This window comes from Flavobacterium aeripolare (assembly GCF_013294025.1).
GTDB lineage: Bacteria > Bacteroidota > Bacteroidia > Flavobacteriales > Flavobacteriaceae > Flavobacterium.
Map to the genome: position 1 here is coordinate 12,984 of NZ_JABSNL010000004.1, position 15,924 is coordinate 28,907.

The window sequence follows — 15,924 nt, forward strand, 5'->3', positions numbered from 1 at the left end:
ATTTTTTATTCTGCCTCAGTAAGCTGCTTTTAAATTTTATACCATTGGCAACCAATAGTATTCCTTTATTATTTTAGAAGCAAAAGATACATTAGGGGGTAAATTTATAAAAAAAAATGTTAGACAAACAAACCTTTAACATTCGCTGCAAACAATTTAACAGCAATTGCCAGTAATATTACTCCAAAAGTCTTTCTGATGACTCCTAAGCCGTTTTCGCCTAGCATTCTTTCGATTTTAGAAGATGATTTTAGTACGGCATAAACAACAATAATATTTAGAACAATGGCAATGATTATATTGATTGTATGAAACTGAGATTTTAATGATAGTAAGGTTGTCATAGTACCCGCTCCAGCAATCAATGGGAACGCTAACGGTACTATAGAAGCAGAGCTTGCTTCTTCATCTTTGTATATTCTAATTCCTAGGATCATCTCGAGTGCTAGAAAGAATAGCACAAAAGCACCTGCAACAGCAAATGACGCTACGTCAATACCAATTAGTTTTAAGATTTCTTCACCTACAAATAGAAACACAATCATAATGGCTCCTGAAGTAATTGAGGCTTTGCCAGATTCTAGGTGTCCAAACTTTGTGCGTAAGTCTATTATAATAGGAATAGATCCTATAATATCAATCACTGCAAACAATACCATGCCTACGGTAATGATTTCTCTTAAGTCAAGAAACATATAATTAATTTAGGCTGCTAAGGTAAACATTTTAGTGAAAATTTGAGGAAAATGAGGTTCAAATACAAATTTTCGGTGCGATTCGCTTTTTGCTCTGTTTAAAAATGATTTTACTGTCATTATTTTTATTAAATCAGTTCTAATTTTGAAAAAATACGTTTGTGATTTGGTATTATCAAACTTTTAAAAACGTTTTTTTAAGGACTGCTTTTCAGTCTGATTGTCTATCTTTGCACTCTGTAATCACAAGTTCACTACCATGTTTCAATTAGGAAAAACCATCGTCTCAGAAGATATATTAGAAAAAGATTTTGTTTGTAATTTGTCTGCTTGTCACGGGGCTTGCTGCGTTGATGGTGATGCCGGGGCGCCTCTAAGTGCTGCAGAAACTAAAATACTAGAAGATATTTATCCTAAGGTAAAACCTTTTTTACGAAAGCAGGGAATTGAGGCTATCGAAGCACAAGGAATATGGGTAAACGGTACAGATGGTGATCTTGAAACACCACTAATTGAAGGTAAGGATTGTGCCTATGTAATTTTTGATGGTCCTACTGCTTTGTGCGGGATCGAGCAAGCATACAATCAGGGATTAGTCGAATGGAAAAAACCAGTATCTTGCCATTTGTATCCTATTCGAGTAAAAGACTTTACTGAATTTGCAGCAGTCAATTACGACCGATGGGATATTTGTGATCCAGCATGCTCTTTAGGACAAGAATTAGAAGTTCCTGTCTATAAGTTTGTCAAAGAGGCCTTAATTAGAAGGTTTGGTGAGGACTGGTATGCTGAACTTGATAAAGTTGCCGAAGAACACAAAAATCGCTAGTCAAGAAATGGCTTTCACCTATTTTTAAATTATTTTTTTAATTTCTGAAATCTAGAACAGTTTAATTTTATTTAAGCGTGCTTAGTAACTGTTTTTTACTGTTTTTAAGATTTCAAAAACCCACTATTTACGGTGCTTAACAGAGATTGTTAAAATTTAAGTAATTGAAATACAGTCAATTGTGTTTTGTTTTTATTTTGCATAATTCTTCGTCTTTGTTAAAAACTCAAGCTAATTGTGGATAAGTTTGGCTTTCATTTCTGACTACAAATCACAACCTTTGTAATGTACCGAAAGACCAAAAAATTCGCTATAAATTTTTAAAAAACACACAACTATAATGTCGCAAATAGAACCAATTTTACAAGAAAATAAAAACCGATTCGTAATTTTTCCAATTAAGCACCATGATATATGGGAGTTTTATAAGTCAATGGAAGCTAGTTTTTGGACAGCTGAGGAAATTGATTTATCACAAGATTTAAATGACTGGAATAACAAATTGTCTGATGATGAGCGTTACTTTGTAAAGCATATTCTTGCTTTCTTCGCTGCTTCTGACGGAATTGTAAATGAAAATCTTGCTGAGAACTTTGTTAACGAAGTGCAATATGCTGAGGCAAAATTCTTCTATGGTTTCCAGATCATGATGGAGAATATTCATAGTGAGACTTACTCATTATTGATTGATACTTATGTAAAAGATGAGGAAGAAAAAGACGAGTTATTTAATGCGTTAGAGGTTTTTCCTGCAATAAAGAAAAAAGCAGACTGGGCACTTAAATGGATCGAATCTGATTCGTTTGCGGAGCGTTTAATTGCTTTTGCAGCTGTAGAAGGAATCTTTTTCTCAGGCGCGTTTTGCTCAATCTACTGGTTGAAAAAACGTGGTTTAATGCCAGGATTAACATTTTCTAATGAGTTGATTTCTCGTGATGAAGGTGTTCACTGTGATTTTGCAGTACACTTACACAACCACCACTTAGTAAATAAAGTACCTAAAGAGAGAATTAGAAGTATTATTGTTGATGCTTTAAATATCGAAAGAGAGTTTATTACAGAGTCTCTTCCGGTAAGTCTGATTGGTATGAACGCGGTTTTAATGACACAGTACCTAGAGTTTGTTGCTGATAGATTATTAGTAGAGCTAGGTTGTGAGAGAGAATACAATACTTCAAATCCATTTGACTTTATGGATATGATTTCGCTTCAAGGAAAAACAAATTTCTTTGAGAAGAAAGTAGCCGAATACCAAAAATCTGGTGTAATGAACACAGATGGTGACGCTCAAAAGATTTCTTTCGACGCTGATTTTTAATCCAGCATCTTAATTAAAAAAGAAAATTAATACCACACTTAATTTGCTTTCGCAAAAGCGTTAATGCTTTAAAAAAGGCTGATTAAAATTTTACTTGCTTTTATAGCGACAGGACTCTTATGCTCTTTTTGTAGTGGGTCTCAAGCGGTGAAAACCAGTAAGGAATGATTCTTGAAAGGGTTGTTCAAAAATAAATATATTACAAATAACAATGAAAATAGGAAAGGGATTTTCTATTTTAAACAAAAACCAAAAGTATGTACGTAGTAAAGAGAGACGGTCGTAAAGAGCCAGTAATGTTTGACAAAATCACAGATAGAATTAAAAAACTATGCTATGGTTTAAATGATTTAGTAGATGCTGTAAAGGTGGCTATGCGTGTGATTGAAGGTTTGTATGATGGGGTTTCAACATCTGAATTAGATAACTTAGCTGCAGAAACAGCTGCGTCAATGACTATTGCACATCCTGATTATGCGCAACTAGCAGCGAGAATTGCAATATCAAATCTACACTCAAATACAACAAAATCGTTTTCAGAGACGATGACTGAAATGTTTAACTATGTAAACCCAAGAAACGGACAATATTCTCCGCTTGTGGCTGATGATGTTTACAAAGTAATTCAAGATAATGCTGAGTTTTTAGACTCACATATCATATATAATAGAGATTTTAATTACGATTATTTCGGTTTTAAAACATTAGAACGTTCTTACTTATTAAAGATAAACGGGAAAATTGTTGAAAGACCTCAACATATGTTAATGCGTGTATCAGTAGGTATTCACTTAGATGATCTTGATGCTGTATTAGAAACTTATGACTTAATGTCTAAAAAGTTCTTTACACATGCAACACCTACATTATTTAACGCAGGTACGCCAAAACCGCAAATGTCTTCTTGCTTCTTATTATCGATGCAAGACGATAGTATTGACGGAATCTACGACACCTTGAAACAGACGGCAAAGATTTCGCAATCAGCAGGTGGAATAGGTTTAGCAATACACAACGTTCGTGCGACAGGATCTTATATTCGTGGTACAAATGGAACTTCTAACGGAATCGTTCCTATGTTACGTGTTTTTAATGACACAGCGCGTTACGTGGATCAAGGTGGTGGAAAACGTAAAGGTAGTTTTGCTATTTATATCGAAACGTGGCATGCAGATATCTTTGATTTCTTAGACTTGAAAAAGAATACAGGAAAAGAAGAAATGCGTGCAAGAGATTTATTCTTTGCTATGTGGACTTCTGATTTATTCATGAAACGTGTACAAGAAGACGGAAACTGGACTTTAATGTGTCCTAACGAATGTCCTGGATTGTACGATGTTTATGGAGAAGAGTTTGAAGCACTTTATGAAAGCTATGAAAAAGCGGGTAAAGGTAGAAAAACAATAAAAGCACATGAATTGTGGGAGAAAATTCTAGAATCTCAAATCGAGACTGGAACACCATACATGTTATATAAAGATGCGGCTAACCGTAAATCAAACCAAAAGAATTTAGGAACTATTCGTTCGTCAAACTTGTGTACAGAGATCATGGAGTATACTTCTCCTGATGAAGTTGCGGTTTGTAACTTAGCGTCACTTTCTTTACCGATGTTTGTTGAAGACGGTAAATTTGATCACGAAACATTTTTTAATGTAACAAAACGTGTGACTAAAAACTTGAATAAAGTAATCGACAGAAATTACTACCCAGTAAAAGAAGCTGAGAACTCTAACAAGCGTCACAGACCAGTAGGTCTTGGAGTACAAGGATTAGCAGATGCTTTTATCATGTTGCGTTTGCCTTTTACCTCTGATGAGGCTAAAAAATTGAACCAAGAAATCTTTGAAACATTATACTTTGCTGCTGTAACCGCTTCTATGGAAATGGCAAAAGTAGAAGGGCCTTACTCTACATTTGAAGGGTCGCCTATGTCAAAAGGAGAATTCCAGTTCAACATGTGGGGAATGAAAGATGAAGAGTTATCAGGACGTTGGGATTGGGCTTCTTTACGTAAAGAGGTTATGGAGCATGGTGTGCGTAACTCGTTATTAGTAGCACCAATGCCTACAGCCTCTACTTCTCAAATTTTGGGTAACAACGAAGCATTCGAACCATATACTTCTAATATTTACACGCGTCGTGTGCTTTCAGGTGAGTTTATCGTGGTAAACAAACACTTATTACATGATTTAGTGGAATTAGGATTGTGGAACGAAACTTTAAAACAAGAGTTGATGCGTAACAACGGATCGGTTCAAGATTTGAATATTCCTCAAGACTTAAAGGATTTATATAAAACAGTTTGGGAGATGTCTATGAAAGACATAATCGATATGTCACGTCAGCGTGGGTATTTTGTAGATCAATCGCAATCTTTGAACTTGTTCATGCAAAATGCAAACTATTCTAAGCTAACGTCAATGCATTTCTATGCATGGCAATCAGGATTAAAAACAGGAATGTACTACTTGAGAACAAAAGCTGCGGTTGATGCGATTAAGTTTACCTTAAATAATGATAAAAAAGCAGAGCCTGTTATTGTAGAATCTAAACCAGCTCCTGCGCCTGTAGCAGCTGCAGTAGAGATGACAGCAGACGAATACAAAGCAATGATCGAACTAGCTAAAAATGCAGGTCCAGAGGATTGTGAAATGTGTGGAGCTTAATTTTTAGAAATAAAATAAAAAGTAGAGAATATTTATCTCTTTGATAAAATTCAATTTAAGCAGTTATTGTAGTGGTAACTGCTTTTTTTGGCAGTCAACTTTTTATTTAACAAGTAAAATCAAGAATAATTATACACACATATTGTTAAATAGTCTTTAAACTAGCTTAGCAATTAAAATCATAATCTATAAAGATGGAATTATTAAAAACTATAACAGAAGATCTTTTAGATCACTTTGGTTCAGGAAAGGAAATTCCTGGATCAGGAAGCGCTGCAGCATTTCAAGGAATGTTATCTGCAAAACTACTTATCACGGTAATTAGCTTAACACGAGGAAAAGAAAAATATGCTTCATTTTTCCCGGCTTTAATACAAATAAATGAACGTATAGAATCACATATTTATCCAGATTTATGTTTGTTATTTCAGCAAGATTCTGATCATTTTGAAAGGACTATTAATTCTCGGAAAGAAAGAGATAGAGTTTCTCGTAATGACTCTTATCTTCATAATAATTTATCAATTAAAGCGCTAGAGGAGTTAAAAGTAGCGGTTGATATTCCTTTAAAAATCGCCAAATTGTGTGCTGAACTTGGCAAAATGGCAGGTTTTGTATTTGACAATGGATTTCAGGCTGTTAGGGGGGATTCACATGTAGCATTAAGTGCTGCACTTTCAGGGCTTTCAAGTTGCTTGTCGATAATTCAATTAAATTTAAAATCTTTTCCTGGAACCGATCATTTATGGATTAAGCAAAAGCTAGAGGAAACTAATCCCCTAAAAATAAAATTCAAAGAATTAAATATGTTGGTTAATGCAAAACTTGAAATTCTTGAAAATGAAGTGAAAGACAACTTGCTATTGAATAACGATATTAATTTTTTAATTAATCAATATAAAGGGAGGAAGTACTTAACTGATCAAGAAATTGAAGCGTATGCAATTGCATTGCAAAATGTAATTTGGAAACATAGAATGATTATTTGGGGTAAAAATAGTTCCTTACATCCAATTGATATTTTAAAACCAGATTGTATTTTTAAAAAAGGTTTGTCGTATAACTGCTATGTAAAAGATGAAATTGATTTAACTCCTGAAAATTCTAAAAATCAAGTTGCAGGTATAATTGATCAGCGTAATAAAATTGTTTTAATATCAAGTAAAGTTAAAAAGGAGATTCAGAATTTTACATTTGCACATGAATTAGGCCACGCTCTACTACATAAAAAAATGGTATTACATCGTGATTTGCCTATTGATGGATCCAGAACAAATCGCAATATTGAAGAGTATCAGGCTGATAAATTTGCATCATATTTTTTAATGCCAACAAAGCAAGTTATATTTGTTTTTAAAGAATTGTTCTTGACAAATAAGTTTGTTATCGATGAAAATTCAGCTTTTAATTTGATTAAACAAGGACCGCAAAAATTAAGAATGGAATCTCGAAGTAATAGAGGATTATCGAGAAAATTAGCCTCAGCACAAACTTATAACAATGAACATTTTAAATCAATTTCGGAAATATTTAATGTTTCTGTAGAAACTATGGCAATTAGACTTGAGGAACTAGGTTTGCTGGAATTTTAATTTCAGAGTATAAGCTGACGAAATAGAGGATTGTGAAATGTGTGGAGCTTAATATAATTCACAAGTTTAAATACAAAAGCAGTTATCATTTATTTGATAGCTGCTTTTTTTTAGCTATTTCCCGCTTTCCATTACAATCTTTTAATCTTTAAAAAAAAAATAAAAAGGATTTTCACTGCAATCGGGGCTAGAAATCTCACTAACGATTTACCCGCTATTAGCTATGGAACATTGAAATATCAATCACAAGTCCCTCTAAAGAGTGTCCCAACAATCTCATAACACTATTAAAAAATACTGTAAAAGTCAACACCCTAGTGCTGAGTATATTTGTAATATCAAATGACACAGTTATGAAAACAATTGAACATACAAAACATATAGCCAAAAATATAATCCACCTAGTTTACTCTACTTGTACTAATGATTTAATCGTTTATTCAAAACAAGCGAGTAATATCGAACTATTCATTTTAGCCTTTTTTATAGAGTGTAATAGGCTTTTTATTGCCGATAGTGTTGCAATGAACGTCTTACAGAAATATTACTCTAACCGTATGCAAGCGTACATAACAGTAAAAAATAATATCACTGAGCATAAATGGTTCGAAATGAAAGAGACTAACGCATCGCTGTTTTTTCACAATAAGTTACTAAGTGGAAATTACAGTAAGGAAAATACTATTCATTAATACAAAAAAAGTTGTCTTCTAAGACAACTTTTTTTATTTGACTATAAATCAGTACATTTAATCTTTTATTCTCACATTTTTAAGAGTATAATATTTTAAAGGCAAACTATTTAACTAAATCTTCTTGTCATGATTACTGAGCAATACCAAATCTTTAACCACCTACTTGCTACAAAAGCACAACGTTTTTGGAATTTTGTACTTGATTCTATATTCGTTTATATCTTAATCTTGAGCGCAGGAACTACCTTAGTACTTATAGGGGATACTTTTAATAATCTCACTTTATCAAAGTGGGTTAAGCACTTGACGCCAGCTGAAATTATCTTTTACAGTATTTTAATTGCATTTCTATATTACTTCCTTACCGAAGTCTATTTCTCTAGAACCTTAGCTAAAATGCTTACTAAAACTATTGTTGTAAAATTTGATGGTAGCAAACCTACAATCACGGCTATATTTTACCGCACCGCTAGTAGATTGATACCTATTGATTTTATTTCTTACATGGGTGCTGTTCCCAGTGGGTGGCATGATGCCTTGTCTCGAACTTACGTAGTGAATAGAAGGGATTTTATAAAAGACCGTACCGCTTTTAAAAAACGAAAAGACCGATACATCCTATTTTAATATAAAAAGCCAAGTTAACGATGAACTTGGCTTTGTTATAGGTATTAAATTACTGCTGCACTCACAGCAACTCTCATTTGTTTTGCGGCGTTCACCATTTCGATTAATGCCTTCTTGGTTTCGTCCCAGTGACGTGTTTTTAAACCACAATCAGGATTCACCCAAAGTTGATCTACAGGAATTACTGCTGCAGCTTTCTCTAATAAATCAACCATTTCTTGACGTGATGGAACACGAGGAGAGTGTATATCATATACTCCAGGGCCTATTTCGTTAGGATATTTAAAGTCGGCAAAAGCATCTAATAATTCCATTTGTGAGCGCGAACATTCAATCGTGATTACATCGGCATCCATAGCAGCAATGTTTTCAATGATATCATTAAATTCACTATAACACATGTGGGTATGAATTTGGGTATCGTCACTCACACCACTAGCCGAAATTCTAAAAGCCTTAATCGCCCAATCTAGATACGTGGCCCATTCTTCTTTACGCAAAGGCAGTCCTTCTCTAATAGCGGGTTCGTCGATTTGGATTATTTTAATTCCTGCTTTCTCCAAATCAACGACCTCATCACGAATCGCCAATGCAATTTGTGTGCAGGTTACCGATCTTGCTTGGTCATTACGTACAAACGACCACTGCAAAATTGTTACTGGTCCAGTAAGCATTCCTTTGACCCATTTTGGCGTAAGCGATTGTGCAAACTCAGCCCATTTTACAGTCATGGGTTGTGGTCTCGATACATCACCGTAAATTACGGGAGGCTTTACACAACGGCTACCATAGCTTTGAACCCAACCGTTTTTTGTAAAAGCAAATCCGTCTAGTTGCTCCCCAAAATACTCTACCATATCATTACGCTCAAACTCGCCATGTACAAGAACATCAATTCCTGATTCTTCTTGAAAACGAATCGTCTCTTCTGTTTCTTTTCGAATAAGAGCATCATACGCATCTTGTGATAATTCTCCTTTTTTAAACTTCGCTCTCCAGCTACGCACTTCAGGAGTTTGTGGAAACGAACCTATAGTTGTCGTAGGGAATAAAGGCAGTTGCAAGGCATCAATTTGAAGTTGTCTTCGCACAGAGAATGGATTGTTTCTTTGTGAATCTTCAGTGGTAATCGCAGCAACTCTTTCTTTTACGGCTGCGTTATGAATGATGGTGGCTTTCTTTTTATTCTCGTTTGCAAGCGTATTTTCTTCAAATAAGGCTTGGTCATAATCAGTGATTTCTCCCGATACCAGATTGCGAAGCACCACCACTTCGTTTATTTTTTGTTTGGCAAAAGCCAACCATTGTTTCACTTCGGCTGTTAGAGTTGCTTCGTTAGTTTCTAGATCCAAGTCACAAGGGGAATGAATCAAGGAACAAGATGGCGCAATTAAAACGCGATCAGCACCAAGGGCATCTACCGCCTTTTGAATTAGCGCTACTGATTTTTTAAAATCGTTTTTCCAAATGTTTCTTCCATCTACAACTCCTAGCGAAAGCGAGGTTGTTTCGGCTAATAGATTAGACTCTAAAATATCATCAAGTTGCAAAGGGCAACGCACTAAATCTAAATGGAAAGTATGCACGGGTAGGGATAAGGCTGTGGCCAAATTTTCTCCAAAGCAATCAAAGTAGTTGGCTAGAATGATTTTTATTTGAGGGAATTTCTCGTTTATCTTTGTGTACGTATACACTAAAGCAGCTCGCTCAACATCAGTAAGGTTTAAGGCCAGGAATGGTTCGTCAAACTGCACGTAGGCTACTTTTTCGTCCTGTAGTTTTTGTAAAATTTCGAAATAAACCGGCAGTAATTTTTCGATAAGGTCAATGCTGTGAAAACCGTCTTGCTTTTCTTTTCCCAGCAGCAAGTAAGAAACGGGTCCTATAATTACCGGCTTAGTTTCAAAACCAGCAGCTTTTGCTTCTTTGTATTCGTCTATAATTTTATTAGAAAACAATTTGAACTCTTGATCTTTTGTGAATTCAGGTACGATATAATGGTAATTGGTATCAAACCACTTCGTCATTTCCATAGCTACAACATCTTGTCCTTCTTTTTGTGCTCCTCTTGCCATAGCAAAATACAAATCGAGAACCGAATTCTCTTTCGCGAAAGCTGCATACTGCTCCGGAATCACTCCTAATGTTAATGATAAATCCAGCACCTGATCGTAAAAAGAAAAGTCATTTGACGGAATCAAATCAATACCTGCTTGAGATTGTAGTTTCCAGTTAGCTAACCTAATCTCTTTACCAACAGTTAAAAGAGCATCGGCAGTAATTTGACCAGACCAGTATAATTCACTTGCTTTTTTTAATTCTCTGTTGCTACCTATTCTTGGAAATCCTAAGTTGTTTGTTTTCATATTTTTTAGTATTTATTTCTTTACAAAGGTATGTGCTTAGTGTTTATTACTTAATTTTGTGCATTAACTAAGTAATAAGAACTGAATAAGGCATTTTAAGCAGTATTTTTTATTGTTTAGGGCTTAAAAAGAGAACACCAACAGTAAAAAACGCTATGGAAAATTTAGACACAACCGATTTACAGATATTAAAACACCTGCAAGAAGATGCTCATATCAATATAAAAGACTTGGCAGCCAAGTTATTTTTAACGGCTACTCCGGTTTACGAACGCATTAAGAGATTAGAGAAAGATGGCTACATCATGAAGTACGTTGCTTTATTAGACAAGCAAAAAATGAATCTAGGAATGATCGTTTTTTGCAATGTGCGTTTAAAAGAACACGCACGCAATGTAGGGAGTAATTTTGTTAGAGATATTGTAGCGCTTCCTGAAATAATCGAATCGTACAATATTGCAGGTGATTATGATTTCATGTTGAAGATATTAGTCAAAGACATGGTGAGCTACCAAGATTTTGTAATGAATAAACTCTCTACAATTGAAAACATAGGGAACACACAAACCATATTTGTGATGGGCGAGATCAAGCACAGTACTGCTTTAAATTTTTAAGCAAAAAAAAGCTGTTAGAAAATTACTTTTCTAACAGCTTTTAAATTTTATAAATGCAGCATATTACAAGGCCGTAAATGGGTTGTTGCCATCATTAATTTGCTGAACAGATTGTCCTACTTTGACATTATCTAATTTTAAATCAAACAATCCTCTATGCATGGTTGCAATTCTAAGTCCGCTAGGGAAGGTTGTCCAGTCCTCCCAACTTGCCTCGATACCACCTATAGGAATAATTCCTACCCACATTTGCCATGCTCTAGGTAAATCATCGGCATCCAGTAGCCACAAGTAAGAGTCTCCCGGCGTGCTGCCTCCAGAGGCATAAGTAACTAAAAGTGCTTCTTGATTGCCTATTTTTACAATGCTTCTTGTAGTGCCTAAATCGCGTAATTTAAACGGAGCTACTAACCAGAATGAATCGTTATTAAAGTAATCATTTGCTTTTTTAATAGCGGCTGTTTTATCGTCGCCTGTTAGCAATTGTTCATTATCATAAGCAATCCCTTTTAAGGTTTGGTTGTTATAAATAACCGTTTTGCCATCCCATTTTACTTGTACATTATTATTGGCTTTGTCCCACAAGTAATGATGTTCTCCTCTAAAGGTAAACGAAATTGCCGCCGTTGTCTCCCATGCTTTTTGATTAATCTCAAGCTGAATTTTGTTAGTAAGCGCTTCGGCTTTTGAGCCACGCTCTCCTTGAGGAATAGGCTTGCTAGCGAAATAGGAGAAACCAAGTAATAAAACGATAATAACCAGCAGAATGACTGCGATTATTTTAAATGTTTTTTTCATTATTTTTAATTGTGCTATTTTATTAATGCGTTTCAAAAGTACTAAAATAAGCGCATTAGTAGAAAAATCTTTTTTAGTATTTTGCGCAAACAAAAAGAGCTCAACGCTATAGCGTCAAGCTCTTTTAGGACAATTTGTAGTGGTAATTAACTATTTGTATCGTAATTATTTAATTGCAGCCCACTTGCTGTCAATTGCTGAAAGGTATTTAGATTCATCTTTGTTCCAAATATCTAATGTGTTTACTTTAGCGCCGTTTATGTCGCCATTAAAAAACAAGTATAATTTATTGTCAACCACTTTAAACGTTTCAGGATTGATAGAAAATTTTGAATCTTTTTCAGCTACACCCCATGCGCAGTAACCGTTTACTTGTGGTAAGTATTTTTTAGGGTTTGCTTTAAAAGCTTTTGCATTTTCTTTTGACGTAAAGTAGTAAGTAACCTTTTCGTTTTGTTCTGCAAAATTAGCGGTTCCTTTCATTGCTTTGTGGTCTTTTTGGTATGAAACGACATCATATCCACCTATAGCTAAACCTGATTTGTCAATAGCATCTACTTGTGCAAATACTCCGTTTGAAAATAAAGCAATAAATGCCACTACTAATGTTGATTTTAAATTTTTCATGTTTTTGATTCTAATTATTTCTATTTGTAAGGCTGTAATTCTGTTGTGTGTTAAGCTGTAACCGCTTCTGTAACTAGCTCCTGAGCACTTTCTATATTCCACTCGCCTTCAATCATGCGGTGTACGTAGCAGGCATCGGCTTGTTTTAATAATTCTGCTTTTTGTTCAGCAGTTAGGTCGCCTTCAATTTTGATTTTTGCGGTAACGTTAGAGGTTAGTTTACCACCTTCGCCACGCTTTACATTAAGTTCAAACTCGCCATCTACTTCACCTATCGTCCAGTTATTTTTTCTGGCAATGTATCGCACCGTTGCCACTTTGCACATCGCAATACTGGATAAGATTAAGTCCTCTGGTGAGAACCCTAGATCAGTTCCTTTGCTATTTGCAGGCTCGTCACCCACAATCGCATGTCTACCGTTTGTAATCAATGATTGGTAACCCGTTGGAAGGTTTTTGATGTTTATTTTCTTTCCCATGATCTTATCCTTTTATAATGTTTTTCAAATGGCTACCCATCACTGATGCACTTTGTACTCCGTTTTGACTACCTACAATTTCTCCGTTTTTAAAGTAGAATAATGCCGGGATGCTTCTCACTTTAAACTGTGCTGCAAGCTCTGGACTTTTGTCTACATTGATTTTCGAAATCACTGCTTTACCGTCAAAGTTATTTGCTAATTCTTCAAGGGCAGGATGCAAAGCTTTACATGGTCCGCACCAGTCAGCAAAAAAGTCTACTAGTACGACATCGTTATTATTAATAGTAGCTTCAAAATTGGTTTTATCTAAATGTTGTATCATCTTAATGGTTTTTATATTGTATACCAATACGATTTATAAAAAATCCCAATTGTCAGTTCGAACGGAGTCGAAAACCACGAGTACATCTTCACTGCGCTCGATGGGACAAAATGGTATTGGTTTTAATGAATGAATTAAAAATTATAGTGCTGGAGCAAGAGGAAAGTCAATTGCAACATCTGTTACATTATGTAGTAGGTTTGTTACGGTGATCGTTCCTATAGCCATAATTAAATCGATAACGTTAGCTTTTGTATATCCAGCAGTATAAAATTCCTCTAAAGCGACATTGCCTATTTTTCCTTTTGTTGAAACTATGTTTACTGCAGTTTTAGCTAAAATGTCGATTTTAGCATCCCAGCTCGCACCACCTTTTCTTAATTCGATAATTTGCTCATCTGTAAAACCGTTCATTTTACTAGTTACAGTATGTGCAGATTGGCAATATCTACATTCGTTTAATTGGCTTACAGCTAAGTCAATTACTTCTTTTTGTTTTTTGTTGAAAGAAGATGCTGCTCCTGAAAACTGTAAATAACTTCCTAAAGCGTGTTCAGAGTGTGCCATTGCTCCATAAATATTAGGTACAAAACCTACTGCTTTTTTTAGGTTATCAAAAATTGCTTGATTATTTGCTGATACTTCTTCTCTTGTTGGTACGTTGAAATTTGACATGATTTTTTATTTTTTGTGAATTAATAATTATATAAATAAGTTGCTTTCGTTACAGTAGTAATCTGTAATTGCCATATTTTGACAAAAACTTTCTTGAGTTACTGCAATTAATTGCGGTGATTTTTTTGTTTGATTCAGGTTAAAAGCATTTTTAAATCCTGAAATAAGTGTTTGTATTGTTCTCATAATTGGTTGTTTCAGTTTGATGGTACAAAGGTGCGACGAAAGAAGGCCTTCAAGTTAGGTCGCTTTTCCCGCAGAGTTGTTCATTCTTCCCTTTTGGTGTTTTTTTACGACAAAAAGGCTTTCTTTACCAGTTTTAGGAGCAGAAAGTGAAGTGCTTTCAAGAAGACTCGTCCCGCTTTTCGTTGCAATCTTTTTATTTTTAAAGAAAAAATAAAAAGGATTTCCACTGCAATCGGGGCTAAGGGATGACGTTTTGTTCTCAATAAGGGTCATTGCGAGGAACGAAGCAATCACGCAAAATAATGACGACAATAGTTTTCAGAGCTTCTTCACTGAGACGCTTTCAGCGTGACAAACGGTGGTGGTTAGTGTTTGCGTAATTGAATTGTATTAATGAGTAATTTATAGTTTACTAACAAAGTGTTGCTTTTTTTAATCAGTTCGTAACTCCTCATAGTTTGTCATGCTGAAAGCATCTCAAGTTTGCAGATTCACTTTACTGAGACGCTTTTAGCGAGACAAACGGTGGTGGTTACTCTTTGTGTAGTTGAACTGTATTAATGAGTAATTTGTAGTTTACTAATAAAGTGTTGCTTTTTTTAATCAGTTCGTAACTCCTCATAGTTTGTCATGCTGGAAGCATCTCAAGTTTGTCGAGCTTCTTTACTGAGACGCTTTCAGCGAGACAAACGGTAGTGGTTAGTGTTTGTGTAGTTGAATTGTATTAATGAGTAATTTATAGTTTACTAATAAAGTATTGCTTTTTTTAATGAGTTCGTAACTCCTCATAGTTTGTCATGCTGAAAGCATCTCAAGTTTGCAGAGTTTCTTTACTGGGACGCTTTCAGCGTGACAAACGGTAGTGGTTACTATTTGCGTAGTTGAACTGTATTAATGAGTAATTTGTAGTTTACTAATAAAGTGTTGCTTTTTTTAATCAGGTCGTAACTCCTCATAGTTTGTCATGCTGGAAGCATCTCAAGTTTGTCGAGCTACTATACTGAGACGCTTTCATCGAGACAAACGGTGGTGGTTACTCTTTGTGTAGTTGAATTGTATTAATGAGTAATTTATAGTTTACTAACAAAGTGTTGCTTTTTTTAGTCAGTTCGTAACTCCTCATAGTTTGTCATGCTGAAAGCGTCTCAAGTTTGCCGAGCTACTGTATTGAGACGCTTTCAGCGGGACAAATGGTGGTGGTTACTCTTTGTGTAGTTGAATTGTAGTAGTGAGTAATTATAGTGCACTAATATGATGTTACTTTTTTTAATTAGTTCGTAACTCCTCATAGTTTGTCATGCTGGAAGCATCTCAAGTTTGCAGATTCACTTTACTGAGACGCTTTTAGCGAGACAAACGGTAGTGGTTACTATTTGCGTAGTTGAACTGTATTAATGAGTAATTTGTCGTTTACTAACAAAGTGTT

The 15,924-nt window shown here is 34.9% G+C and carries 15 protein-coding genes; 7 read left to right on the forward strand and 8 right to left on the reverse strand.

Annotation, left to right across the window (positions count from 1 at the left end):
- Window positions 1-119: 119 nt before the first annotated feature.
- Window positions 120-695 (reverse strand): MarC family protein, encoded by a 576-nt coding sequence (locus HNQ00_RS05995; RefSeq protein ID WP_173837423.1) that lies wholly within the window; start codon window positions 693-695, stop codon window positions 120-122.
- Between the two features lie 259 nt (window positions 696-954).
- Between HNQ00_RS05995 and HNQ00_RS06000 the strand changes: the two genes are divergently transcribed.
- From HNQ00_RS06000 to HNQ00_RS06025, 6 genes are all read left to right on the forward strand, one after another.
- Window positions 955-1,524: a DUF3109 family protein gene (locus HNQ00_RS06000; protein ID WP_173837424.1), complete on the forward strand. Its 570-nt coding sequence runs from the start codon at window positions 955-957 to the stop codon at window positions 1,522-1,524.
- A gap of 340 nt (window positions 1,525-1,864) precedes the next feature.
- Entirely contained in the window at window positions 1,865-2,842 is a 978-nt protein-coding gene (locus HNQ00_RS06005) for a ribonucleotide-diphosphate reductase subunit beta (protein ID WP_173837425.1), read from the forward strand.
- Between the two features lie 257 nt (window positions 2,843-3,099).
- A complete protein-coding gene (locus HNQ00_RS06010; RefSeq protein ID WP_173837426.1) occupies window positions 3,100-5,511 on the forward strand; it encodes a ribonucleoside-diphosphate reductase subunit alpha in 2,412 nt (803 codons plus the stop codon).
- 194 nt (window positions 5,512-5,705) lie between these two features.
- Complete coding sequence (locus tag HNQ00_RS06015) at window positions 5,706-7,103, forward strand: cyclodeaminase/cyclohydrolase family protein (protein ID WP_173837427.1); 1,398 nt, start codon at window positions 5,706-5,708, stop codon at window positions 7,101-7,103.
- A 353-nt stretch (window positions 7,104-7,456) separates the two neighbouring features.
- Window positions 7,457-7,795 (forward strand): hypothetical protein, encoded by a 339-nt coding sequence (locus HNQ00_RS06020; RefSeq protein WP_173837428.1) that lies wholly within the window; start codon window positions 7,457-7,459, stop codon window positions 7,793-7,795.
- 129 nt (window positions 7,796-7,924) lie between these two features.
- Window positions 7,925-8,425 (forward strand): RDD family protein, encoded by a 501-nt coding sequence (locus HNQ00_RS06025; protein ID WP_173837429.1) that lies wholly within the window; start codon window positions 7,925-7,927, stop codon window positions 8,423-8,425.
- A 44-nt stretch (window positions 8,426-8,469) separates the two neighbouring features.
- On the opposite strand, the gene metE is transcribed toward HNQ00_RS06025, so the two are convergent.
- A complete protein-coding gene (metE, locus tag HNQ00_RS06030; protein ID WP_173837430.1) occupies window positions 8,470-10,791 on the reverse strand; it encodes a 5-methyltetrahydropteroyltriglutamate--homocysteine S-methyltransferase in 2,322 nt (773 codons plus the stop codon).
- Between the two features lie 155 nt (window positions 10,792-10,946).
- On the opposite strand from metE, the gene HNQ00_RS06035 reads away from it, so the two are divergent.
- Window positions 10,947-11,408 (forward strand): Lrp/AsnC family transcriptional regulator, encoded by a 462-nt coding sequence (locus HNQ00_RS06035; RefSeq protein ID WP_173837431.1) that lies wholly within the window; start codon window positions 10,947-10,949, stop codon window positions 11,406-11,408.
- 63 nt (window positions 11,409-11,471) lie between these two features.
- Here the strand turns inward: HNQ00_RS06035 and HNQ00_RS06040 are convergent, their stop codons facing one another.
- The 6 genes from HNQ00_RS06040 to HNQ00_RS06065 form a co-directional block, all read right to left on the reverse strand.
- Window positions 11,472-12,206: a hypothetical protein gene (locus tag HNQ00_RS06040; RefSeq protein ID WP_173837432.1), complete on the reverse strand. Its 735-nt coding sequence runs from the start codon at window positions 12,204-12,206 to the stop codon at window positions 11,472-11,474.
- Between the two features lie 165 nt (window positions 12,207-12,371).
- The gene (locus HNQ00_RS06045; RefSeq protein WP_217425085.1) at window positions 12,372-12,833 is read right to left on the reverse strand and encodes a YHS domain-containing (seleno)protein; all 462 of its coding nucleotides are present in this window, start codon (window positions 12,831-12,833) and stop codon (window positions 12,372-12,374) included.
- A 50-nt stretch (window positions 12,834-12,883) separates the two neighbouring features.
- A complete protein-coding gene (locus tag HNQ00_RS06050; protein ID WP_173837433.1) occupies window positions 12,884-13,312 on the reverse strand; it encodes an OsmC family protein in 429 nt (142 codons plus the stop codon).
- Window positions 13,313-13,316: 4 nt separating this feature from the next.
- Complete coding sequence (gene trxA / locus HNQ00_RS06055) at window positions 13,317-13,637, reverse strand: thioredoxin (RefSeq protein WP_173837434.1); 321 nt, start codon at window positions 13,635-13,637, stop codon at window positions 13,317-13,319.
- A gap of 141 nt (window positions 13,638-13,778) precedes the next feature.
- The gene (locus HNQ00_RS06060; protein WP_173837435.1) at window positions 13,779-14,312 is read right to left on the reverse strand and encodes a carboxymuconolactone decarboxylase family protein; all 534 of its coding nucleotides are present in this window, start codon (window positions 14,310-14,312) and stop codon (window positions 13,779-13,781) included.
- A 27-nt stretch (window positions 14,313-14,339) separates the two neighbouring features.
- A complete protein-coding gene (locus HNQ00_RS06065) occupies window positions 14,340-14,498 on the reverse strand; it encodes a hypothetical protein (RefSeq protein ID WP_173837436.1) in 159 nt (52 codons plus the stop codon).
- Window positions 14,499-15,924: the final 1,426 nt, after the last annotated feature.

Coding starts and splice junctions, on each gene's coding strand:
- HNQ00_RS06000 (WP_173837424.1), top strand. CDS start 955: ATGTTTCAATTAGGAAAAACCATCGTCTCAGAAGATATATTAGAAAAA.
- HNQ00_RS06035 (WP_173837431.1), top strand. CDS start 10,947: ATGGAAAATTTAGACACAACCGATTTACAGATATTAAAACACCTGCAA.
- HNQ00_RS06025 (WP_173837429.1), top strand. CDS start 7,925: ATGATTACTGAGCAATACCAAATCTTTAACCACCTACTTGCTACAAAA.
- HNQ00_RS06050 (WP_173837433.1), bottom strand. CDS start 13,312: ATGGGAAAGAAAATAAACATCAAAAACCTTCCAACGGGTTACCAATCA.
- HNQ00_RS06065 (WP_173837436.1), bottom strand. CDS start 14,498: ATGAGAACAATACAAACACTTATTTCAGGATTTAAAAATGCTTTTAAC.
- HNQ00_RS06040 (WP_173837432.1), bottom strand. CDS start 12,206: ATGAAAAAAACATTTAAAATAATCGCAGTCATTCTGCTGGTTATTATC.
- HNQ00_RS06010 (WP_173837426.1), top strand. CDS start 3,100: ATGTACGTAGTAAAGAGAGACGGTCGTAAAGAGCCAGTAATGTTTGAC.
- HNQ00_RS06045 (WP_217425085.1), bottom strand. CDS start 12,833: ATGAAAAATTTAAAATCAACATTAGTAGTGGCATTTATTGCTTTATTT.
- trxA (WP_173837434.1), bottom strand. CDS start 13,637: ATGATACAACATTTAGATAAAACCAATTTTGAAGCTACTATTAATAAT.
- HNQ00_RS05995 (WP_173837423.1), bottom strand. CDS start 695: ATGTTTCTTGACTTAAGAGAAATCATTACCGTAGGCATGGTATTGTTT.
- HNQ00_RS06015 (WP_173837427.1), top strand. CDS start 5,706: ATGGAATTATTAAAAACTATAACAGAAGATCTTTTAGATCACTTTGGT.
- HNQ00_RS06020 (WP_173837428.1), top strand. CDS start 7,457: ATGAAAACAATTGAACATACAAAACATATAGCCAAAAATATAATCCAC.
- metE (WP_173837430.1), bottom strand. CDS start 10,791: ATGAAAACAAACAACTTAGGATTTCCAAGAATAGGTAGCAACAGAGAA.
- HNQ00_RS06060 (WP_173837435.1), bottom strand. CDS start 14,312: ATGTCAAATTTCAACGTACCAACAAGAGAAGAAGTATCAGCAAATAAT.
- HNQ00_RS06005 (WP_173837425.1), top strand. CDS start 1,865: ATGTCGCAAATAGAACCAATTTTACAAGAAAATAAAAACCGATTCGTA.